The following is a 21,789-nucleotide window of genomic DNA, read 5'->3' as shown; positions in this document are numbered from 1 at the left end:
TCAGTCGGCCTCCGGCTCGGGATCGGGTGCACGGAGCATCAGGAACCGCGCGCCGTAGGCGGGCAGGGACACCGAGAAGCTCTGCAGGTCGTCGACGCGTCCCGCATCCTCTCCCGTTGCGGCGTCCGTCACGTCGCTCTGCGGCAGGAGGTGCTCCGAACGCACCGTTCCGACGATCGGCTCCGCGGAGAAGTTGAGCACGGTCACCTGCATCGGTGCATCGGCGGCGGCATCCCCGTTGTCGAGTCGATGCACGAGAACGAGCATCGCCGCGTGCGCCACCTCGGGCACGTCCACCTGGGTCGCCGTCGCGATGCCCGACTCCCGCCGCAGGTCGAGGATGCGGGCGAGGCGACTCGCGAACGAGTCGGGATCGCCGAGCTGGGCGGGCAACGGGCCGTAGAGCGCGCGGCCGCGCGGCATCCCTGCCGCGGATCGGGTGGCGGCGGGATCGGCGTCGAGCAGATCGTGCGCGCCCCGCTCGATCCAGCGCGTGTCTCCGGCGGAGATGAGATCGGCGATCTCGGCGGCGGGGACGGTCAGCATCCCGACCAGATCCCAGCCGGAGAGGGCGAAGACGCCCGGTTGCCAGGCGTTGTACGCGCAGAGGAGCAGGTGCGCGTCGCGGATGACCGGCACGTGCTCGTCGCCGACGTCGTCGAGACGCTCGATGCCCTGCGTCGCCGCGATCAGCGACGCCGTGGTGCAGGCGATCCCGTTCTGCGTGAAGACGCGGTTGTAGTCCGCGGCGCCCGTCAGGTGTTCGGTGAGCTCGGCGCGCACGAGTTCCGCAAGTTCGCCTCCCGAGGTCTCATGTCCGCGGAATCGGTAGAGATCATCGGCGTGACGGGTCGCCCAGTGGACCAGTTCGTAGGTGAGCTCGTCGTGGTTCTGGAGTCCGTGGACGAGCTGCACCGGCGCGACGCCCAGCTCGAGGGACGAGGTCAGAGCGAGCCGCAGGAACTCCGTCTGCCCCGTGGCGAGGGCGTGGTGGTAGCCGGGCCGCCCGATGAAGTCGTACGAGAGGTCCGCGCCGACGGCCCCGGTGTCGCGGATGTCCTCGATCGTGAGGTTCAGCTCCTGGAAGGTGAAGCCACCGACCTTTCGCACCATGCCCGCGATGATGTGGTTGGCCGCGTGCGAGAGCGGGTGCCCTTCGGACCACGCCGGCAACCCCTCGGCGCTCTTCTCGACGCCCAGGAAGCCGTTGGCGTCGAGACGCAGCGCGCTCGTGCCGAGTTCCCCGAGCGAGTGCAGGGCATCGCCGATCACGAGCCGCATCCCGGCGAAGGTCGGATCGAGCCAGTTGATCGAGGGCTGACCCTGCTTGAAGTAGTGCAGGTACACCCAGCGACGAGTCGCGCCGTCGGGGCCGATGACGGGTGCGGTGGCGCTCCAGTTCGTCTCCTTCACCCCCGGCGTGTAGAAGATCACGCGCTGCAGGGCTCCGATGATGTAGCCGCGCTCGGCGAGCTCGTGCTCGGTCGCGGGATCGAGGTTCACGCTGTCGACGCCCTCTGGCACGTCCGGCAGCAGCGACCAGTCCTCCCGCGGGATCTCGACCATGTGATAGATGCCCGGGTAGTCCTTGAAGCCCATCTCCGCCAGGCGGAAGTCCGCACCCTTGCCGGTGTGGCCGGGCACGATGTCGTCGATGACGCTGCCGCCGTACGCGTCGGCGACGTCGCAGAGCGTGCGGAACTCGTCCTCGGTCCCGAAGGCGGGGTCGATCGCGGTGCTGATGCGGTCGAAGTGACCGTCGACGCTGGGCGTCTCCCCCCATCCCGCGATCCCTCCGGCACGCTTGACGGGGCCGGTGTGGATCGCCGTGATCCCGATGCGCTCGAAGACCGCCCACAGCTCCTCATCGCCGAGAGCCGCCAGGAAGGACTGTCCCGGGCGGGTGATGAGGGAGATCGGATAGGCCGTGAACCACACGTCGCTCGTGGCGATCGCCCGGCGCGCATCCGGGCGGGCGTACGGATTGCGCCACATCGCGGGCTGACCCGACAGCTGCCGCGCGAGGACGTCGGCGTCCTTGAGCATCGACTGCCGCACGAGCCACTCGACGTAGGACGGGTTCGTGCCGTTGGCGGTGCGCGGATCGGTGCGGATGCGGCGGACGCTCCCGCCTCGGAACTGGTCGCGCGGGCGGAGCCGCCGCGGACGCGCCGGATACCGCTGTTCGTCGTAGCTGATCTCGGGCGCCTCGAGCTCGCCCTCGCTTGCCTCCGCGGCCATCTTGGGCAGGTCGATGGGGCCGGTGTAGAGGTCCTCGGGCCGGTGGTCGTCGCGCGCCATTCCTCCACGGTAGAGATTCCGCCCGCTCCCCACGAGCACTGGCGCGTATCGCGCAGAACAACTATGGATGCCCTGCCGCATGGATTCCGTCTGCGGCGCCGGCCCTCTCCGCTGCGCGGCGTAGACCGGGGGCATGACACTCACGTCGCTCTTGCCCACCCTCCGCGAGAGTCTCCCCGCCCCGCTCGAGGAGACCGCCTGGCCCGCCGGTACCCACGCGTCCCCCCGCGATGTCGTCATCTCGGGGGTGTCGATGTTGCGGCTGGCCGAGATCTGCGGCACACCGTGCGTCTACTCGGGTGCTGCGATCATTCCGTTCGGGGGCGGAAAGGCGTCACCCACTGAGACGGTGACGGTGATCCTCTCGACGGTGACGGGTGTCGACGACCGTGGGATCTGCCTCGACACACGTTTCGATCTCCACTCGCCTACGTGGCGCGAGGCACGTCTGCTGGGTCGCGTCTCGCGCGCCAAGGAGGTTCCCCTGGATCTGCACGGTCTCGATGGCGAGGGCGCGCGCGTCAGCCTCCCCGGCGATCTCCAACCGGGCGATGTTCTTGCCGTGCCGTGTGCCGGCAGTTTCCGGGTCGGCGATGTGCGGGCGGATCGGGCGCGGTGAGACGGATGCTGTTCGCCACCATCGTTCACGCCCAGCGCTGCGCGCTCATGGCGGCGACGGTCGAGGATGCCGTTGACGACGGGGAGCCGACACATCCGTTGCCACCTGTCTCGGCAACGAGCCGGCGGCGATGAGGGCCTGTTTCTACGCGAGCGCTCGCCCGTCGTCATCGCGGCTCGTCAGGTCTCGATGCTCAGCCGCGCAAGCGCCATCCTCTCCATGCGTCGGATGAAGGCGTCGAAGTTCTCCGGCGCTCCTTCCAGCCAACGAGGTCCGTACAGTGCACGCATCGCACACTCGCTGTGAACCATGCGCGCCACATCGTGTGCGGCTTCTTCATCGCCATCGTCGAGCAGCTCCTCGATCAGCGAGACCATCTCGAACGATTCCGGCGATCCGCGCTCGCTCATGGCGGCGTCGCCCGTCGCATACCTCATAACCGGCGTCAGGAACCGCAGGTTCGATTCGAAGGTCGCTCCGGCCGCCTCGATGACGAAATGGACCCGCTCCCCAGTCCCGACGGGCAGGCCACGTGCGCGCTCGAGCTGCCTTCGCTGTTCGAGCATGATCGGACGCATGCCCTCCTCGTACACCGCCCAGAAGAGCCCGAGGATCCCCTCCACCCTTCGATAGATGACCGTCGGGGCGACGCCGGCTCGCTCACACACCCGCGCGACCGTGAAGCTGTCTCGCCCCTCCTCGACAAGGATGTCGGTCGCTGCGGCGAGCACCTTCGCCCAACTACGACGGCTGCGTTCCTGCTTCGGCGGTCGGGGCGGATCGCTGGAAGGGGGGCCTTCGGACATCTCTTCATCATCGCATCGCCCGCCCGCCCGGCGATCGGGCAGACGGTGCGATGTCCACGCATCAGTAGGCGACGCAGATCCTCACCCTGTGGTGGCGGGGGTGCTCGATCTCGTCCATGCAGGCGTATCCGTAGTCCTCGAGCCCGATGTACGACTGTCGCGCGTAATCGGGGTCACGGATGTCTTTCGTGCACAGCTCGTCGACTGCAACCCGATAGATGTAGCGCCGTTTGTCCGGGAAGATCTTCGCCGCTGGTGCGATCTCGATCCAGTCCAGCTCTTCCTCGGCCAGGTACTCGAGATGCGACTGCGCGTGCACGCCGTACCACGTGCGATAGAACGGGGTGAGGAAGGTCGTGTCCTTGAGAAGCACTCCCGACTCCACTTCGAAGACGCAGCTGTCGCCGACAGCGACCAAGCGCCCGACAGACTTCTCCTTGGCCACCTCGATCACATTCCGCGCCCATGACGGGAACGACCCCGGGTTCTCGGGGTCTGGCATGACGGCGTTCACCAGCACATCCGTCCCCTCCGGCACGGAGGCGCGCAGCGACTCGATGTCGGCGCAGTCACCGTACAGCGACTCGATCTCAGGGAAGTCGGTGTGACGGATGTCCACGGGATTCCTGGAGATGCACACGACCTCGTGGCCGCGCGCAAGCGCTTCCTCGGCGATGGAGGAGCCGAGGTTGCCGGTGGCTCCGATGATGACGATCTTCACGGCGGATGTCTCCCGAGGTCTCAATAGCCGACGGTGTATCGGGCGAAGTGGTGGCGAGGCGTCTCGATCTCGTCGATCATCGCCACCGCATAGTCCTGCATGGACAGCGTGCTGATGTGGGGATAGTCGGTCGAGTTCGGGTCTGTGACCACGAGTTCGTCCTTCCCCACGCGATACGTGCCGGTGCGGGATCCGACGTTCTCCTCCATCATGGCCGGCGGTGTCTGCACCACCCAGTCCAGCTCTGTCTCCTGACGGATGCGATCGAGCACTCTCTCGTGCATGGCGACGATGGGTCGGATCGTCTTGGAGAAGTACTTCGTGTACAGATAGAGCTTGCCCGGGGCGATCTCGGCCGTCCCGCCGCCGCCGACGATCAAGAGCCGCTCGACCCCGCCGCGTTTGCACGCCGTGATGATCCCCTCGATGAGCGACTCCACCTTGTCCAGGCCTTTGGCGTTGGGCACGCCGGCATAGACCACCGCGTCGACCCCTCTCACCGCGTCCTCGAGACCCGTGACATCGCCGACGTCGCACCTCACGTACTCGGTCTCGTCGAAACCGGCGCGCCCCTCGTCGATGCCGACGCCGACCACGTGGTGCCCCCGCTGGACCGCCTCCGTCACGATGCGAGAACCGACGCGTCCGTGCGCACTGATAACAGCTACTTTCATGTCAGACCGCTGCGGAGGCGGTGCTTTGCACACTCGCCGCAGCGGATTCCTTCCTGTCTCGGCGCACGCTGAAGAGGAGTCCCCACAACAGCGACGCAATGATGCTGACGATGATCCCCACCCACCAGAGCGCGGCCCATCCTTCCGGCGACGCCTCGGGGCCGACGAGCCGGTTGTAGAGCTCGTTGCCGACGAGCGAGCCCAGGAACGTCCCGATGCCCGTGAAGATCAGCTGGAAGAGCGCTTGTCCCTGGCCGATGATCGACGGCGGACAGATCCGGCTCACATACATGGCTCCGAGCACCATGAAGAAGTCGTTGCAGATGCCGTGCATGGCGACGGCGACGATGGCCGGCGTGATGCCCGCCCCGGTCGCGACGACGAACAGGAGCAGGCGGATCGCCCACATCGCCATACCCGCGAACAGGGCCCACTTCATTCCCAACCAGCGCAGGACGAGAGGGATGAGGATGATGAACACGATCTCCGAGAGCGGCCCGATCGCGAGGACGGATGCGACGTTGTCCACCCCCAGTGACGCGATGAACGGCGAGGCGTACGCCGTGTAGACGCCGAGGGGGATCCCGATGAGCAGGGCGCAGATCGCGAAGACGGAGAAGTTGACCGTCCGGAACAGACGGAACGCACGGACGCCGACGAGGTCTCCCCACGAGAATCGCTCCGCCCGCTTCGAGGGGGCTGTCCGCGGAAGCGTCATCGCATAGACCGTCATGACGGTCGACGCCTCCGCGGAGATCAGGAAGACGCCGGGTGAGGCCGAGAGGCCGAGCTGACCTACCAGGAGCCCCGCGACGACGAAACCGAGTGTGCCGAAGACGCGCACATAAGGGAATCTGTTGCTACGGGCGCCGATCTGGCTGATTGCGATCGTGTTCGTCACCGCCATGTTCGGCATGTAGACGAACATGTAGACGAACAGCAGGACGATCGTCGTTCCGCTCAGCCCGGCGGGAACGACGAAGTACAGCGAGATCATCAGGGCCGCGCAGATGAGGTGCGAGGCGCCGAGCACGACCTTCGCGCCGAGCCATCGGTCGATGAGCGCCCCCACGAAGAGCGTCGCCACGATGGCGCCGAGTGACGCAGACGAGTACGCGAGGCCGATGATGTCGGCCATGCCGTGGGTGGCCAGCACCAGTCCGAGCGTCGAGAACCAGGCGCCGAAGGCGATGAAGTGGAAGAGCATCATCGCGCTCAACCGCCAGAAGACTCCTCCTCTCCCGGGAGGCACCCCGAGATCCGCGCTTTCGTTCATGTCGTGCTCCACTTCCTCGTTAGAACCGTCGATGGTCGCGTCGATTGCGGCCGTTATGATTATGGTAATACCGTTTCTGTTTAGCAAGTCACGATATGTCGCGCAGCGCGACGGTGGAGGAAGCAATGAACGAAATCCGCGAGCACCTCGCGCCGGTTCACCGCCCGTGGCTCGACGCAGCCCTGCCCGCCGAACACCGAACGACGCTGCTCCTCAGCGAGATGACGCTCGAGGAGAAGGCCGGACAGATGTTTCACACGATGGTCGCCATGGGCGGGGACGGTGAACTGGCTGGAGCGAACGATGAGTTCGGCATGCCCTCGACCGAGGAGTACGTCACCCGCAGGATGCTCAGTCACTTCAATCTGCTGAGTGTCTCATCGGACGCCGCAGCGCTGGCGCGGTGGAACAACAGATTGCAACAGCTCGCCTTGTCGACGCGTCTCGGCATTCCCGTGACCGTCTCATCGGACCCCCGCCACTCGTTCACGGACAACCCCGGCGCCACGCTCAACTCCGGCGCGTTCTCTCAGTGGCCGGAGCCGCTGGGACTCGCCGCGGCGCGCGATGAACGCCTCGTCGAAGCATTCGCCGATACCGTGCGGCGCGAGTACCTCGCCGTCGGGATCCGTGTCGCACTGCATCCTCAGGTGGATCTGGCGACCGAGCCTCGCTGGGCGCGACAGCTGCAGACATTCGGCGAGGATGCCGAGCTCGTGGCACGACTCGGCGCGGCGTACGTGCGGGGTCTGCAGGGCGACGACTTCGGGGTCCGATCCGTGTCAGCGATGGTCAAGCACTTCCCGGGCGGCGGACCACAGCGCGACGGCGAGGACCCGCACTTCGCGTACGGGCGCGAACAGGAGTATCCCGGCGGCCGATTCGATCTCCACCTCAAGCCGTTCATCGATGTCTTCGCCGCGGGAGCGAGGCAGGTCATGCCGTACTACGGCATGCCTGTGGGCACCACGCACGAGGAAGTGGGGTTCGGCTTCAGTCGTTCGATCCTCACCACGCTGCTTCGCGAGGAGCTCGGCTTCGAGGGGATCGTCTGCACCGATTGGGGCCTCATCACCGACCAGCACATCCTCGGCACCACCTTCCCCGCTCGCGCGTGGGGCGTCGAGCACCTGTCACCGCAGGAGCGCATGATCCGCGTGCTGGATGCCGGAGCGGACCAGTTCGGCGGGGAGGATGCTCCCGCGATGCTGGTGGAGCTCGTCCGCGCGGGCCGGGTGAGCGAGGACCGCCTCGACATCTCCGTTCGCCGCATCCTGACGGAGAAGTTCGAGCTGGGGCTCTTCGACGATCCGTTCGCGGACGAGCAACAGGCGACCAGCATCGTCGGCGCCGCCCCCCTACGCGCACTCGGAGACGCTGCGCAGCGCGCCTCGATCACTGTGATCTCCAATGACGGCGTGCTGCCGTTGCGACGCGGGCTGCGCCTGTACACCGAGGGGTTCCATCCCGACGTCGTTCGGCAGTACGGCATCGCAGCAGAAGACCCGTCGGATGCGGATGTCGCCGTCATCCGACTGCAGGCGCCGTTCGACGTTCGCGAGTCAGCGTTCGAGAACTTCTTCCACGCAGGTTCTCTCGAGTTCGATCCGGCGTTGGTGGCGAACCTCGCCGAGATCGCCGAGCGCGTGCCTGTGATCATCGATGTATTCCTCGACAGGCCCGCAATCATCGAACCGCTCCTCGCGAAGGCCGCCGCAGTCACCGCGAACTGGGGAGCCAGCGGAGCGGCGCTTCTCGACGTGCTGACGGGGGCTCACGCTGCACAGGGAAAGCTCCCCTTCGACCTGCCACGAAGTATGCGTGCGATCGAGGAATCTCGCCCCGATGTCCCGTTCGATACGGCGGATGCCCTGTTCCGTTTCGGACACGGCCTGGAGATCGCGTCACGCCGCGGTGATGTCGCCGCGGGCTCTCACGATGAGCCCGCGCAGCCGCCGCAGCGCTGAAGTCGGGGGCCTGAAGGCAGCCTCACCGCCTGTTCACGGGAGTGGCGTCCCTGTCCTCGCAGCGCCCGAAGCGTGTTCAGTCCGCCGGCACGAGATCGAAACGCTGTGACGAGCCGTGGAGCGTCGGCACAGGCGACTCGTTCGGTGCGGGTTCCGGAACGACGTAGAGCCCCGTGGGCCCATTGGCCGTGTACGCCAGGGCCTCGAGCCATGCCCGGTTCAGTGCGGGCTCTCGCGTACCGAAGAACTTGAACTGCACGTTGGCGTTCGGATGCAGCCAGACGGAGGTCCGCCCGCTGCCGAGGCTCACGTCTTCCTTCCAGGTGAGCGCGAACGATTCGTTGCGACGCAATTTCGTGAAGATCACCTGCTGGAGGTGAGCCAGGGTGCGGTCTTCGAACTCCGCCTTCGTGTACTGGTCGTAGATCAGCTTTCCCATGGTGGGCTCCGGCCTGCCAACGCGAAGTGAGCGACGATCAGCCGTTTGACGATGGTTCAGACCTGAGAAATCGACACGCTCCGAGCGGGCGGTTGACCAGCCACGATCCTCCGGATGACTCCGGTGCACAACCCCTCGTGCCGATATGGGGTTACGTCAGGAGCGAAACGGCTCCGCGACCTCCCAGTCGGGACCCACGGCGATGAGGACATCCGCCATCGCATCCGCCCGGTTCTCCGCGTCGACCTCCACGCCGTGCCGGTAGCGTTCGCCAGCGATCGGCTCGATCAGCTGCACGGGGACGATGAAACGCATGCCGTCGTGTCTACGCGAGCTCGAGCGGGTTGGCCTATCGCCTTGACTCCGGCGGCGGCAGCTCCTACGGAAGGGGCCGATCAGGCGGGAAGGGCGCCACGCGTCCCGCGCATCACCAGGGTGATCAGGATGGCATCCATCACCACGCGGGGTCGACGCCGGCGAGCGCCGAGGAAGCCGCAGCACCGGGCACGGAAAGCCCGAACGAAGCCGCCGTTCTCGCGCGATCGCATGCACGTAGCTGCGCTTCCGAGACGACCTTCATGTCGCCGCTTCCGGCTTCATCCAGAACGGCGAGTAGTGATAGCCGTCGCGGTCATCGAACCGACGCTGGTACATGAACGGGTAGTAGTCGGTATCACCGACACGACCTCCCACGGCGCGAGCCCGCTCGACGAGTTCATCGTCTGCCGTCGTCAGGGCGAGTCCGGCAGCGCGACGGTGAGCTTGAAGCCGACGTGCGAGTCGACGAATCCGAGGCGCCGGTAGAACCGGTGGGCGTCGACCCGCGCCGCATCCGAGGTCAACTGCACGAGCGGGGCGCGGAGGGCGACCGCCGCCTCGTCCACGACCCAGCGCATCAACGCACTCCCAACGCCGGTTGAGCGCTCCGCGCTCGCGACGCGGACGGCCTCCACCAGCAGCCGGTCGCTCCCTCGTCGAGACATGCCCGGGATGAGCGTCAGCTGCAGAGTGCCGACGACGGTTCCCGCCGCATCCTCCACGACCACGAGCTCGTTGCTCAGGTCGAGGATGATCCGCTCGAGCGCAGACGCGTACGCCGCGACGCCGCCCTCGCTCGCCACGTCACCGCGGCTGGCGCTGATCGGGTCGTCGGCGAGCAGGCGGAGGATCGCGTCAAGATCCGCTGGTGTCGCCCGCCTGACGATGAAGCCGGCTTCGCGGAGGGCGAGGGATGCGGGCAGGGTCAGAGCGTCGATCACTGTTCGTCCTCCCCAGTGCCGGCCGCCGCGAAGTGCGCGATCTTCTCGTCCATCACCGCGATCGCGCGGGCGAGCACCTGCCGGCGCTCTTCCAGGACCGCGCGACGCTCGCGCAGGAAGCCGACGGGATCGGGCGAGGCGTGCGGGCCGTGCAGCAGATCGGCGAAGGTGCGCAGTTCATCGATGCCGAGCCCCGCATCCTTCATGCAGGTCACGACGTGGATCCAGGCGATGTCCTTCTCGCTGAAGACCCGGTGGTTCCGGTGGTCGCGGGCGAACGGCCCGATGATGCTCTCGTCTTCGTAGTAGCGGAGCGTGTCCGCGGTGAGGCCCGTCGCTGCGGCGGCCTCGCCCATCGTGAACGTCGGGATCATTCGTGCTGCTTTCCGTCGAGTTCGGCGCGGTCTTCGGCATCCACGTGGAGCTGGAGCGCATCCATCGCCTCATCCAGCTGAGTGAGGTCCGACACTCCGATGATCGGGGTCACCGCGGGTGAACCGTCCAGCAACCACGACAGCACGACTTGGTTCCGCGTCGCATCCCACCGCCGAGCGACCCGGTCTAGTGCGGCCAGACGACGCTCCGTATCGGGATGCCGGTACGCCTCCTGCAACCGCTCCGGTCGCGCGAACGCCCCACCGAGCAACGTCGTGTACGCCCACATCCCGAGCCCCTCGGATGTGACGTAGTCGATCGCCTCGGGTGATGCGACGACGTGTCCCCAGTCCGGGAGCGGCGCGAACGGGATCGGCTGGAGGTAGCTGTGCCGCAGCTGCACGAAGCGGAAGGGCTCGATGCCCCGCGCCCGCGCCCCGGCGCGCGCTCTCTCGACGCGCCACATCGCATGGTTGGACGCGCCCAGCCGCCGGACCCTCCCGTCTGCGACGAGCGCTCCGAAAGCCTCGACCTGGTCCTCGAGCGGCACCGTACGGTCTTCGACGTGCGCCCACAGCAGGTCGATCGTCTCAACACCGAGCCGCTCCATCGATCCCTCCACCGCCTCTGCGATGGCGCTGGGGGCCAGCCCCTCCAGGGACGCTGCCCCGGCACAGGGCTGGGTCGGGTTCGCGCCAACCTTCGTCGAGATCGACACGTCGTCTCGCACACCCGGATGACGACGGAGCCATTCCCCGAGCACCGTCTCACTCGCCCCTCCCCGGCCGGACGGCGATGCCCAGAACGCGTAGTTGTCGGACGTGTCGAGCCAGCGTCCGCCGCGCGAGACGAAGCGGTCGAGGAGCGCGAACGATGTCTCCTCCGAAAGCCGAGTACCGAACCACATCGCGCCGAGGGCGATTCCGTTGCTGAAAGTGTCCATGAACACGCAGCGAACCACCTGGAGCGCACTCCAGGTCAAATCCGGTTCTGGGACAGACGTCCTGCGCGTCACGGGCTTTGCCGCTCCGCGCGATCTGCGTCATGATGCCGTCATGCGCGCCTCCCGCCCCCTCCTCGGCGTATGGGTCGCCCTCGTGACGGTGGTCGCGGCCGGGTGCGCCACTTCGGCCGGCAATCCGGCGAGCGTCGATGCGATCTCCGAGCGGGTCGGGGCGGTCGGCATCTCGGCCGATCTCGTCTTCACGACCGCGGTGCCGGGCTACACCCTGGCTCCGCAGTCGGTCGGCGTGTCGAACGACGACGGCATGTCGGCGACCTGGATCCGCGACGGGTCGGGCGCGATGATTTCTTTGCGCACGCAGGGGCGATATGACCGCCGAGGCCTGCGCGGCGCTGCCGATGTGGGACGATCCCGAGACTCCCGTGACCTGCACCGAGCAGGACGGGATCTGGCACCGAGAGCGCAACGGCGCCCACGAGGACATCGTCGTGCGCGACGGCGCGGCAGTGCGCATCATCGGTTCGGGCGGGGCCACAGCGGACGAGATCGACGCGGCCGCGAAGGCGGTTCACGTGCCCTCGTCGACGGAACTCGACCAGATGTTCTCCGACACCCCGAGAACGCCACCGACCCCCGTGGAGCGCGGCGATCTGCCCGGGAACGGCGACGGCGCCCCCATCCAGCCGTCCGGCCCGGGCGGCTGACAACACCCTCAAGGCGGGTCGATGAGGCCCGGACCCACGGCTAGTTCAGGAGGGCGTTGTAGGCGAGGCCGAAGATCGGCACGTAGAGAAGCGCGACGAGGACGGTGTGTGTCGCGACGAACGCCAGCCCTTCCAGGGCCCGGCCGCGGGCGGCGAAATGGTCACGGAGCTTGCGGATGAGGGTCGCGGGGTGGCGGACGTCCCAGCTGTTCAGTCGCAGGTAGCGCCCGAGGTAGACGCCGAGGGCGCCGAGCAGGATCGCGACCGCCGCGAACGTCCAGCTCCACGCGGGCGGACCTGAACCGGCCGAGGGATCAGCGATGACGACGATGAGGCCGAAGTGGATCAAGGCGAGGCTCAGTACCGCGTTGGCGAGCCCCGACCCGGTGAGCGTGAGGGTGTGCACGATGTCGTACCAGAGCGGCACGGGGGTGTGCTCACGGCGGTGGCTGAAGTTGAGCTCGGTGATCAGATAGATCGAGTTCGGGAAGAACACCAACCACGCCAGGGTCGCGATGCCGAGGTAGCCCCAGACGGCCGCGACCGGCAACGCCGCCGATAGCGCTCCGAGGCTGAGCGCGGCGGGCGCCACGAGGATGAACCCGACGAGCCCGACGAACGCGAGAGCCACGGGCGCCAGGGACAACCCGATGTTGACGAGCATCGGCCGGTACAGCGGCACCCGGTACACCTTCGCGCGAAGCACGATCAGCACCGCCGCGTAGACATTGAGCAGGACCACGCAGACCAGTGCGGTGAGAATCGCGTTCATCGCTCCTGATCCTTCACCACATCCGGGGCGTTCTGGAGCATCGCGCGACCCTGTGGGCACGCTGCTCCCGACCGTGCGGAGGCCACCCGGAAACGCGAAAACCCCCGATTCCTCGGGGGTTTTCATGGCGGTGACGGTGGGATTTGAACCCACGGTAGGGGGTTACCCTACACAACTTTTCGAGAGTTGCACCTTCGGCCGCTCGGACACGTCACCGCCGACCAGCTTACGTCACGCCGGGCCGAGCCGCCAATCCGCCCGGTTCGGCACCCGCACACCCCTGCGTGTCTCACTCATGCACGCAAACGGCGCCGCCAGCGTGAACAACCGAGACATGGATGCGGCGGGGCATCGACCATCATCTGCCGACCGGTCCGGGAGCGGCTCCCCATCCCTGCGTGTCTCACTTATGCACGCTCGTGGCGTCCTTCGCCTGCATAAGTGAGACACGGATGCCGGAGCCGTCGCGCCACGCAACCCTGGCGATTCGTGCCACGCGACCCGAGCGGTGCACGGGCCCCGACGGCTCAGCGGGCGAGGGCGGCAACCCCGGCGATGAGCTCGACCGCGCGGGCCGGCTCGTCGATGCCGGCGGCGAAGACATAGGTCGCGGCGAAACCCGCATCCGAGAGCGCATCGACGCGCGTCGCGACCTCGTCCGGCGTCGAGGTCGGGTTGATCGCGATCATCGCGGTCTTCTCGATCTCGTCGTAGTCGCGGCCGACGTCGTCGCAGTGCGCGCGCAGCACGTCGAGCTTGTGCGTGGGCACCTCCGCCATCGCCGACAGGTTGCACGCGTCGGCGTACTGAGCGACGAGCTTGAGGGTCTTCTTCTCTCCCCCGCCGCCGATCATGAGGTACGGCTTGGTCACGTTCTGCGGCGAGTTGAGCGTGCGCTCGAGCTGCCAGATCGCACCCTCGTACGGCTCCTCGGAATCGGACCACATCTGCAAGCAGATCTGGAGCGTCTCCTCGAGTTCGCGGAAACGCTGCGCGACGGGCGGGAACGGGAAACCGAGTCCCTTGCACTCCTCCTCGTTCCACGCGGCCCCGATGCCGAGCCCGACCCGGCCGCCCGAGAGGACGTTCAGCGTGGTGATCTGCTTGGCCAGCAGCGACGGATGCCGGTAGATCACGCCCGTGACGAGCGTGTGCAGCAGCGCCTTCTCGGTATGCGCGGCGATGAAGCCGAGGGTGGCGTACGCCTCGAGCATCTCGTGCTCGACCGGACCGATGCCCGGCAGCTGCCAGAAGTGGTCCATGACGGTGATGCGCTGGATGCCGGCGGCCTCCGCGTTGCGCACGTGTGCGGCGAGCGCGGGGCCCAGCTGGGCGGGGCCGCTCTTCCAGGTGAAGTCCGCGATGTGGATACCGAATTCCATGGGCCCGTCCCGTCCGGACGGATGCCGCATCCGCCCTCCGCCGATCAGGGTATGACCACCGCGGTACCCCGAGGGCGGATGCGGGTGAACTCATCGGAACGGGATCAGAACCGGATGAGGCCGCCACCTCGACGCGCCGGGTTTTCTCCCGGCGAACACGCCCGCGCGCGCCGACCGCCGGGCCTGCCAGACTGGGGTCATGTCTGCGATCGAGAACTCGAAGCTCACCGTCGTCGGCGCTGGCAGCGTCGGCTCCAGCGTCGCGTATGCGGCCCTCATCCGCGGCTCCGCACGCCACGTCGCCCTCTACGACATCGCGACGGAGAAGGCCGAGGCCGAGGTGCTCGATCTCGCGCACGGCACGCAGTTCACGGGCACCAGCGACATCATCGGCGGCAGCGACCTGTCGGTCGTCGAGGGGTCGCACGTCGTGGTCATCACCGCCGGCGCCAAGCAGCGGCCCGGTCAGACGCGGATCGAGCTCGCGGGCACGAACGCCAACATCATCAAGTCGATGATGCCGCAGCTGCTCGAGGTCGCCCCCAACGCGATCTACGTCATCGTCACGAACCCGTGCGACGTGCTCACCGTGCTGGCGCAGGAGGCCACGGGCCTACCCGTCGAGCGCATCTTCGCCTCCGGCACCGTGCTCGACACGTCGCGTCTGCGGTGGAAGCTCGCACAGCGCGCCGGCGTCTCACCCTCGAGCGTGCACGCGTACATCATCGGCGAGCACGGCGACACCGAGTTCCCGCTGTGGTCCACCGCATCCATCGGCACTGTGCCGATCCTCGACTGGCAGACCCCGACACACGAGCGCATGACGGTCGACGAGCTCGACGAGATCGCGGTCGACGTGCGCGACGCCGCCTACAAGGTGATCCAGGGCAAGGGCGCCACCAACTACGCCATCGGGCTCTCGAGCGCCCGCATCGTGGAAGCGATCCTGCAGGACGAGCACGCGGTGATGCCGGTGTCGACCGTGCTGCACGGCTACCACGGCATCGACGGGGTCGCCCTCTCCGTGCCGTCGATCGTGAGCGCTTCGGGCGCGGTGCCGATCCCCGAGACGGCATTCAGCCCGAACGAGCTGGGGCTGCTCCGACGTTCGGCCGACGCGCTTCGTGACGTCGCCGCATCCCTGCGCTGATCGCATGATCGAGCTGGCGCGCGCCACCTGGACCGAGGTCGCGGACTTTGTCGCAGCCCGACCGCGCGTCGCCGTGCTGCCGTTCGGCGCGCTGGAGCAGCACGGCCCGCACCTGCCCCTGTCGACCGACACGCTGCAGGCGGATGATGTCGCCCGCCGTCTCGCCGAGAGCCTGGATGCGGCACTCCTGCCGTCCGTCGCATACGGCAACACGTGGAGCAACGACGCACTGCCGGGCACCGTCTCGATCGGCGCCGACACCGTCACCGCCCTGTGCACCGACATCGCCGCATCCCTCGATGGCGCGGGCTATGCACTGCTCGTGGTCGTCAACGGCGACTACGGCAACCGCCTGCCCCTGCACCGCGCGGCCGAGCGCGCCGCCGCATCCGGTCAGCGGATGCCGGTGGTCGTGCTCGACTACCCCGGGCTGACGGAGATCGGGGATGCGGTGAAGGAGTCGCCGTGGGCGGCTCCGGGCCTCTGCCACGCCGACGAGCTCGAGACGTCGATGGTCCTGGCCGTGGCGCCCGCACTCGTGCACCCGGATCGGTACGAGCCGTCCTACCCCGAGCTGCCCGCGGACTTCGGTCTCCGCCAGATGCCGCTCGCGCCGCTGTCGAAGTCCGGAGTCTTCGGCGACCCACGCCCCGCGACTGCCGAGAAGGGCGAGCGGATCCTCGCGCACGTCGCGGCGGAGAGCGAGCGCATCGTGCGCCAGGTGCTCGCCGGCCTCGACGCCGCCTGAGCCCCCGGCACGCATCCGTGCCCGGCGCGGGTGCCCGTGCCCGGCGCGGGTGTCCGTGCCCGGCGCGGGTGTCCGTGCCCGGCGCGGGTGCCCGTGCCCGGCGCGGGTATCCGTGCCCGGCGCGGGTATCCGTGTCTCGCTTATGCACGAAACGCGGTCGCCGCACGTGAACGGCTGAGACACGCACCCGCACATGCCCCGACCCACCGCATCCGTGTCTCACTTATGCACGCCAGGCGGCCGCTGGGCGTGCACGTTCGAGACATCGACAGCTGGCGCCCATGTCCGTGTCTCGGTTGTGCACGCTGTGCGGCGCTTCGGCGTGCACAACCGAGACACGCGTCGCCTTCGCGCCCCGACCCACCGCATCCGTGTCTCGCTTATGCACGAAACGCGGCGCCCGGACGTGAACGTTTGAGACACGCACCCCGAGCACACCCCGCAGGCCTGCACCAGCCCGACACGCACCCGAGCACACCCCACAGGCCTGCCCCCGCCCGAAACGCACCCGAGCACGCCCCGCAGGCCGCACGCCCCGCAGGCCGCACACCCCGCGCACGCCCCGCACGTGCACTCGCGCGGGCGGTCAGTCGGCGGCGGCCGCGCCGGGGATCGCGCCGATCAGCTCCCGCGTGTAGGGGTCCGCCGGGGCGTCGAAGATCCGCTCGGCCGTCGCCTGCTCCAGGATGCGGCCGCCGCGCATCACGGCGACGCGGTCGGAGATCTGGCGGATCACGCCGAGGTCGTGCGAGATGAACAGATACGTCAGCCCGTGCTCGGCCTGCAGGTCGACCAGCAGTTGCAGCACCTGCTCCTGCACCGAGACGTCGAGCGCGGACACCGGCTCGTCGAGCACGATGAGCTCCGGACGCAGGGCGATCGCGCGGGCGATCGCGACGCGCTGACGCTGTCCGCCCGAGAGCTGAGCGGGACGCCGGGTGAGCAGGTCGGTTGACAGGCGCACCTGCCCGAGCAGGTCGCGCACGATCGAGGTGCGTTCGGCGCGGGGCACGCCGAACGCCTGCAACGGCTCGGCGATCAGCTTCGCCACACTCATCCGCGGATCCAGCGAACCGAAGGGGTTCTGGTAGACCACCTGGATGCGACGGCGCATCTCGCGCAGCGCCGAGCCCCGCAGGTCGGTGATGTCCTCCCCGTCGAAACGGATCTCCCCCTCGTCGCTCGGGATGATCCTGGCGACCATGCGCGCCGTCGTGCTCTTGCCCGAGCCGGACTCGCCGACGAGCGAGAAGGTCGTCCCGCGCGCGACCGAGAAGTCCACGGCCTCGACGGCGCGGATGCCGCGGCTGCCGCCGTACGTCTTGCCGAGACCCGAGACCTCGAGCAGCGGCGCGCCGTTCTCGGGGACGACGCGGTCGACGACGCTCGCCGACGGGGTGAGCCGTCGCGCATTGAGGCCGGGCGCTGCGGCGACCAGGCGCTGCGTGTACGGATGCGTCGGATCCGCCAGTACGAGCTCGGCCGGACCGGTCTCGACGATCTCGCCCTTCTCGACCACGACGATGCGATCGGCACGGTCGGCGGCGACAGCCAGGTCGTGCGTCACCAGCAGCACGGCGGTGCCGTGCGCCTCGGCGAGGGCCTGCATCCGATCGAGCACGTGGCGCTGCACGGTCGCATCCAGCGCACTGGTCGGCTCGTCCGCGATCACGAGGGCGGGCTCGCACGCCCACGCGATGCCGATGAGGATGCGCTGGCGGAGACCCCCCGACAGCTCGTGCGGATACTGGCCCGCGCGCAGCGGGGCCTCGGGCACGCCCACCTCGGTGATGATCTCCACGGCGCGACGGGCCGCATCCGCCCGCGAAAGGCCACGGTGACGACGCAGCGTCTCGGCGATCTGCTCGCCCACGCGCATCAGGGGGTTCAGGCTGTGGGACGGATCCTGCGGCACGAAGCCGATCCGCCCGCCCCGGATGCGGCGCAGCGCCGACGCCGAAGCGGTGGTGATCTCGGTGCCGTCGAAGACGATCGACCCGCCGCGCACGTGCGCCTCGGCGGGCAGGAGCTTCACGAGCGCGTGGGCGATCGTGCTCTTGCCGGATCCCGACTCGCCGACGACCGCGACGATCTCGCCGGGGTTCACCTCGAGGTCGATGCCGCGCAGTGCGCGGTGGGCACGGCGTCCGGTGCCGTAGTCGACGCGCAGATCCGTGACGCGCAGCAGAGGAGCGGTCATCGGTCACCTCCGATGAAGCGGGCGACGCGGTTGACGGAGAGGACGACCGCGAGGATGACGGCGCCGGGCATCAGGCTCAGCCAGGGCGCGATGGCGACGAAGTCGCGCCCTGCCGATACGAGCGCTCCCCACTCGGGAGCCGGCGGCTGGGCGCCGAAGCCGAGGAAGCTCAGCGCCGACACCGACAGGATGGCGAGGGCGAGCTCGAGCGACGCCATCGCGATGATGGGCCGCGCGGCGTTCGGCATGACGTGACGCACGAGGATCGCGGGGCCGCGGGCGCCGAGCGTCCGGGCCGCTTCGACATACTCCTCGCTGCGCACGCGCAGCACCTGTGAGCGCATGACGCGGGCGAACGATCCGGCCGTGCCGAGTCCGACACCGAGGGCGATCGAGAGGGGACCGAATCCGAGCGAGGCGACGACGATGAGCGCGAGCAGGATGCCGGGGATCGCGATGAGCACATCGACGAAGCGCATGACCACGAAGTCGAGCGGCCCGCCGACGTAACCGCACACGAGGCCGACGATGGAACCGATGAGCACACCGGCGACGACGGCGAGCACGGCCGAGGACAGGGAGAGCTGGGCGCCGTAGATCACGCGCGAGAACACGTCGCGCGCGAGGTGGTCGGTGCCGAACAGGTGCTCCGCGCTCGGCGGCTCGAGCCGGGCCGTGCCCACCGAGTCGTACGGATCGTAGGGGGCGAGCAGCTGCGGGGCGACGACCGCGACGAGGGTCAGCAGCAGCAGGAGGAGGGAGAGCAGAAGGCCGGGTCTGCGAAGGATGCTCATCGCGCACCCGCCTTTCGTCCGACGAGTCGCGTTCGGGTACGCGGGTCGATCACGCCGTAGAGTCCGTCGACGATGAGGGTCACGATGGCGTACACGGTCGCGACGACGACCACCACGCCCAGGACCACGTTCACGTCGCGGGCGAGCACGGCGTCCACGGTGAGCCGGCCGATCCCGTCCCGGGAGAACACGGTCTCGACCACGGCGGTCCCGCCGGCGAGGTAGCCGATCTGCAGGCCGATGATCGTGATCGAGGGCAGCAGGGCGTTGCGCAGCACGTGCCGCACCACCACGGTGCGCTGCGCGAGACCCTTCGCGTTGGCGGTGAAGACGAAGGGGCTGGCGCCGGCATCGAAGACGGCGGCGGAGAAGACCTGGAAGAAGATGGCCCCGGTCGGCAGCGCGAGGGTGATGCCCGGCAGCACGACACTCACGAAGCCGTTGGTTCCGGATGCCGGGAACCATCCGAGCCCGAAGGAGAACACGCTGATGAGCACGAGGCCCGACAGGAACGCCGGGATGGCGATGCCGAGCGGCGGGATCTGGGTGACGAACGCCCGCATCCACGCGGGTCTGGCGACATACGCCCAGACGGTGAAGGCGAGGGCCGCGACGAAGCCCACCACGAGCGCGAAGACGGCCACGGCAGCGGTGTTCGGGAAGGCCCGGCCGATCATCTCCGCGACAGGCTGGCCCGTGGCGATCGAGATGCCGAGGTCGCCGCGGAAGAGGGCGAGGAAGTTGACGATGTACTGCTGCCAGACCGGCCCGTCCAGCCCGTAGCGTTCACGGAGCGCTGCGAGCTGGGCGGGGTCGGTCGTGGTGGCGTCGCCGCCGCGCAGGGAGAGCGCGGCGAGGACGGGGTCCCCGGGCAGCGCGTGGATCAGCAGGAAGGCGACGGTGTAGGTCGCCCAGATCACGAAGAGGCACTGCACGATCTTCGGGATCAGGAAGCGGGCGATCGCCTGTGCCCGCCCTCCCGCTGAGGCCACGCGCTGCTCGGGGATGGTCATCAGTTCGAGACCACCGCAGCGTCGTAGAGGTGCAGACGCGAAGCCGAGTCGAAGGTGATGCCCTCGACGCCGGCGCGCGAGCCGTGCAGCTGCACGGTCTCCAGCGTCGGGATCACGTAGGCACGCTCGGCGACGATCTGCTGGATCTCGTCGACGATCTTCTGACGGGCGGCGACGTCGGCCGTCTGGGACTGCTTCTGCAGGAGTCCCTCGAGCTCGGCGTCGTCGACGATGCCCCAACGGGAGGCGGACGCCGTCGACAGCAGGGTGCGCAGCGCGTCGGGGTCCGTGCGGGTCAGGCCGGCACCGAGGGCGTCGTAGTCGCCGGAGGCGATGGCGCCGAAGAAGTCACCGGAGGAGACCATCTTCAGCTGCATGTCGATGCCGATCTCCTTGAGCTGGATCTGCGCCGCCTCGAGCACGTCCTGCGCGTAGAAGGCCGTGACCGTGAAGGTGAGCGGCTGGCCGCCCTTCGCGTAGATGCCGTCGGAGCCGAGCGTCCACCCGTCGTCCTCGAGAAGCTTCTTCGCAGCATCCGCATCGTAGGCGAGGGTGTCGCCGAGATCGGTGTAGCCGGGGGTCGAGGAGGTCAGCACGCTCGTGGGAGCCTTGCCGCTCATGGAGCCGGCGAGCGCGTTGATCTTCTCGCGATCGAGGCCCTTGGTGACCGCCTGGCGCACCGCCTCGTCGGCGAGCACGCCGCGCGAGGTGTTGACGACGAGCGAGTTGGGGACGCCGGGGTTGGCCTTGGCGTACAGGTGGTACTTGTCACCGGCGAAGCGCGCCTCGTCGACGTAGGGCACGTCCTGGATGACGTCGTACTCGCCGGACTCGAGACCGCCGGTGCGCACCGACGGCTCGGTGATGATCGGGAACGTGACCGAGTCGAGGTAGGCCTCGCCCTCGTGACCGCGCAGCGACGACGCCCAGTCGTAGCCGTCACGCTTGACGATCTTCACGGCGTCGTTGGGCACGTACGAGTCGAGCACGAACGGGCCGGTGCCGGCGACGGCCTGGCAGCGCGCCTCGGCGGTCTCGGCGACCGTGGCGGGCGAGAGGATACCGAGCGACATCGTGGTGGCGCCCTGCTGGAACTGCACGTTGGGGGCGGAGAAGTTCACCGTGAACTCGGTGTCGCTCTTGACGTCGGTTCCCGCGTACCCGGCGAGGTAGCCGTTGGCGAGGGATGCGGATGCGCCGAGCGCCTTGATCGCGTCGAAGTTCGCGGCGACCGCTTCGGAGGTCAGCGGGGTGCCGTCGCTGAAGGTGACGCCGTCACGCAGGGTGAAGCTGTACGACATGAGGTCGTCCGCGACGGTCCAGTCGCTCGCGAGCCACGGCACGATCTCACCGGTATCGGGGTTCTGGTCGAGCAGCGAGTCGGTCAGCTGACGGCCGACGATGAGCGAGGTGGTCACCGACGACTGCTGCGGGTCGAGGCAGGTCGGGTCCTCCTTGAGCGCGAAGACGATGTCCTGCGGCAGATCGGCGGCGGGGGTCGCGGAGTCGGCGGCGGGCGCCGAGGCGGCACAGCCGGCGAGGGTCGCCACGGCGAGTCCCGCGAGAAGCGGGAGGGCGACGCGTCGGGCGCCGCTGGATCGGATGAGGGTCACGGGATCTCCTTG

21 protein-coding genes, 1 tRNA gene and 1 pseudogene are annotated in these 21,789 nt (G+C 68.5%); 5 read left to right on the top strand and 18 right to left on the bottom strand.

Annotation, left to right across the window (positions count from 1 at the left end; genetic code table 11):
* Window positions 1–2,301 (bottom strand): maltose alpha-D-glucosyltransferase, encoded by a 2,301-nt coding sequence (gene treS, locus QE377_RS09445; RefSeq protein ID WP_307322279.1) that lies wholly within the window; start codon window positions 2,299–2,301, stop codon window positions 1–3.
* 133 nt (window positions 2,302–2,434) lie between these two features.
* Between treS and QE377_RS09440 the strand changes: the two genes are divergently transcribed.
* Window positions 2,435–2,920 (top strand): hypothetical protein, encoded by a 486-nt coding sequence (locus tag QE377_RS09440; protein WP_307322276.1) that lies wholly within the window; start codon window positions 2,435–2,437, stop codon window positions 2,918–2,920.
* 179 nt (window positions 2,921–3,099) lie between these two features.
* Here the strand turns inward: QE377_RS09440 and QE377_RS09435 are convergent, their stop codons facing one another.
* The 5 genes and pseudogenes from QE377_RS09435 to QE377_RS09420 all read right to left on the bottom strand — a co-directional run bounded on the left by QE377_RS09435 (window position 3,100) and on the right by QE377_RS09420 (window position 6,397).
* On the bottom strand, window positions 3,100–3,498 hold the full coding sequence (locus tag QE377_RS09435; RefSeq protein ID WP_307322273.1) for a hypothetical protein: 399 nt from the start codon (window positions 3,496–3,498) through the stop codon (window positions 3,100–3,102).
* Between the two features lie 57 nt (window positions 3,499–3,555).
* Window positions 3,556–3,726 (bottom strand): annotated as a pseudogene (locus tag QE377_RS17370) (hypothetical protein); the annotation flags it as partial.
* A gap of 61 nt (window positions 3,727–3,787) precedes the next feature.
* Window positions 3,788–4,447, bottom strand: coding sequence for an NAD(P)-dependent oxidoreductase (locus QE377_RS09430; RefSeq protein ID WP_307322270.1), 660 nt, complete (start codon window positions 4,445–4,447; stop codon window positions 3,788–3,790).
* 20 nt (window positions 4,448–4,467) lie between these two features.
* A complete protein-coding gene (locus QE377_RS09425; RefSeq protein ID WP_307322268.1) occupies window positions 4,468–5,121 on the bottom strand; it encodes an NAD(P)-dependent oxidoreductase in 654 nt (217 codons plus the stop codon).
* 1 nt (window position 5,122) lies between these two features.
* The gene (locus tag QE377_RS09420) at window positions 5,123–6,397 is read right to left on the bottom strand and encodes an MFS transporter (protein WP_307322266.1); all 1,275 of its coding nucleotides are present in this window, start codon (window positions 6,395–6,397) and stop codon (window positions 5,123–5,125) included.
* Between the two features lie 125 nt (window positions 6,398–6,522).
* Here QE377_RS09420 and QE377_RS09415 point away from each other — a divergent pair, with 125 nt between their 5' ends.
* The gene (locus tag QE377_RS09415; RefSeq protein WP_307322263.1) at window positions 6,523–8,364 is read left to right on the top strand and encodes a glycoside hydrolase family 3 protein; all 1,842 of its coding nucleotides are present in this window, start codon (window positions 6,523–6,525) and stop codon (window positions 8,362–8,364) included.
* A gap of 76 nt (window positions 8,365–8,440) precedes the next feature.
* On the opposite strand, the gene QE377_RS09410 is transcribed toward QE377_RS09415, so the two are convergent.
* The 5 genes from QE377_RS09410 to QE377_RS09390 form a co-directional block, all read right to left on the bottom strand.
* A complete protein-coding gene (locus tag QE377_RS09410) occupies window positions 8,441–8,803 on the bottom strand; it encodes an ATP-dependent DNA ligase (protein ID WP_307322260.1) in 363 nt (120 codons plus the stop codon).
* 156 nt (window positions 8,804–8,959) lie between these two features.
* A complete protein-coding gene (locus QE377_RS09405; protein ID WP_307322258.1) occupies window positions 8,960–9,118 on the bottom strand; it encodes a hypothetical protein in 159 nt (52 codons plus the stop codon).
* A 416-nt stretch (window positions 9,119–9,534) separates the two neighbouring features.
* Window positions 9,535–10,062, bottom strand: a complete 528-nt coding sequence (locus QE377_RS09400; protein ID WP_307322256.1) for a GNAT family N-acetyltransferase — start codon at window positions 10,060–10,062, stop codon at window positions 9,535–9,537.
* On the bottom strand, window positions 10,059–10,436 hold the full coding sequence (locus QE377_RS09395; RefSeq protein ID WP_307322254.1) for a MerR family transcriptional regulator: 378 nt from the start codon (window positions 10,434–10,436) through the stop codon (window positions 10,059–10,061). Before QE377_RS09395 ends, QE377_RS09400 begins: the two co-directional genes overlap by 4 nt.
* Window positions 10,433–11,380, bottom strand: a complete 948-nt coding sequence (locus tag QE377_RS09390) for an aldo/keto reductase (RefSeq protein WP_307322251.1) — start codon at window positions 11,378–11,380, stop codon at window positions 10,433–10,435. Before QE377_RS09390 ends, QE377_RS09395 begins: the two co-directional genes overlap by 4 nt.
* Before the next feature lie 389 nt (window positions 11,381–11,769).
* On the opposite strand from QE377_RS09390, the gene QE377_RS09385 reads away from it, so the two are divergent.
* Entirely contained in the window at window positions 11,770–12,105 is a 336-nt protein-coding gene (locus QE377_RS09385) for a hypothetical protein (RefSeq protein ID WP_307322249.1), read from the top strand.
* Window positions 12,106–12,145: 40 nt separating this feature from the next.
* On the opposite strand, the gene QE377_RS09380 is transcribed toward QE377_RS09385, so the two are convergent.
* The 3 genes from QE377_RS09380 to QE377_RS09370 form a co-directional block, all read right to left on the bottom strand.
* Window positions 12,146–12,877 (bottom strand): DUF1361 domain-containing protein, encoded by a 732-nt coding sequence (locus tag QE377_RS09380; protein ID WP_307322247.1) that lies wholly within the window; start codon window positions 12,875–12,877, stop codon window positions 12,146–12,148.
* Between the two features lie 125 nt (window positions 12,878–13,002).
* Window positions 13,003–13,093, bottom strand: a tRNA-Ser gene (locus QE377_RS09375).
* Window positions 13,094–13,404: 311 nt separating this feature from the next.
* Window positions 13,405–14,259, bottom strand: coding sequence for an LLM class F420-dependent oxidoreductase (locus QE377_RS09370; RefSeq protein WP_307322245.1), 855 nt, complete (start codon window positions 14,257–14,259; stop codon window positions 13,405–13,407).
* A gap of 199 nt (window positions 14,260–14,458) precedes the next feature.
* Here QE377_RS09370 and QE377_RS09365 point away from each other — a divergent pair, with 199 nt between their 5' ends.
* Together QE377_RS09365 and QE377_RS09360 are read left to right on the top strand one after the other, a co-directional pair.
* The gene (locus QE377_RS09365; protein ID WP_307322244.1) at window positions 14,459–15,409 is read left to right on the top strand and encodes an L-lactate dehydrogenase; all 951 of its coding nucleotides are present in this window, start codon (window positions 14,459–14,461) and stop codon (window positions 15,407–15,409) included.
* A 4-nt stretch (window positions 15,410–15,413) separates the two neighbouring features.
* Entirely contained in the window at window positions 15,414–16,157 is a 744-nt protein-coding gene (locus QE377_RS09360) for a creatininase family protein (RefSeq protein ID WP_307322242.1), read from the top strand.
* A gap of 586 nt (window positions 16,158–16,743) precedes the next feature.
* Here QE377_RS09360 and QE377_RS09355 read toward each other — a convergent pair.
* Genes QE377_RS09355 through QE377_RS09340 form a run of 4 tightly spaced genes read right to left on the bottom strand, consistent with a single transcriptional unit; the run spans window position 16,744 to window position 21,777 of the window.
* Window positions 16,744–18,357 carry an ABC transporter ATP-binding protein gene (locus tag QE377_RS09355; RefSeq protein WP_307322240.1) on the bottom strand — a complete coding sequence of 538 codons (1,614 nt, stop codon included), beginning with the start codon at window positions 18,355–18,357 and terminating at the stop codon, window positions 16,744–16,746.
* Complete coding sequence (locus tag QE377_RS09350; protein WP_243231011.1) at window positions 18,354–19,151, bottom strand: ABC transporter permease; 798 nt, start codon at window positions 19,149–19,151, stop codon at window positions 18,354–18,356. The genes QE377_RS09355 and QE377_RS09350 overlap by 4 nt, the downstream gene beginning before the upstream one ends.
* On the bottom strand, window positions 19,148–20,164 hold the full coding sequence (locus tag QE377_RS09345; protein WP_307322236.1) for an ABC transporter permease: 1,017 nt from the start codon (window positions 20,162–20,164) through the stop codon (window positions 19,148–19,150). Before QE377_RS09345 ends, QE377_RS09350 begins: the two co-directional genes overlap by 4 nt.
* A complete protein-coding gene (locus QE377_RS09340; protein ID WP_307322233.1) occupies window positions 20,164–21,777 on the bottom strand; it encodes an ABC transporter substrate-binding protein in 1,614 nt (537 codons plus the stop codon). The genes QE377_RS09345 and QE377_RS09340 overlap by 1 nt, the downstream gene beginning before the upstream one ends.
* Between the last annotated feature and the right edge of the window lie 12 nt (window positions 21,778–21,789).

The sequence above is a fragment of the Microbacterium sp. SORGH_AS_0862 genome (assembly GCF_030818795.1).
Classification (GTDB): domain Bacteria; phylum Actinomycetota; class Actinomycetes; order Actinomycetales; family Microbacteriaceae; genus Microbacterium.
Note: the sequence above shows the minus strand (reverse complement) of the source record. Positions and strands in the feature narration are given on the sequence as shown.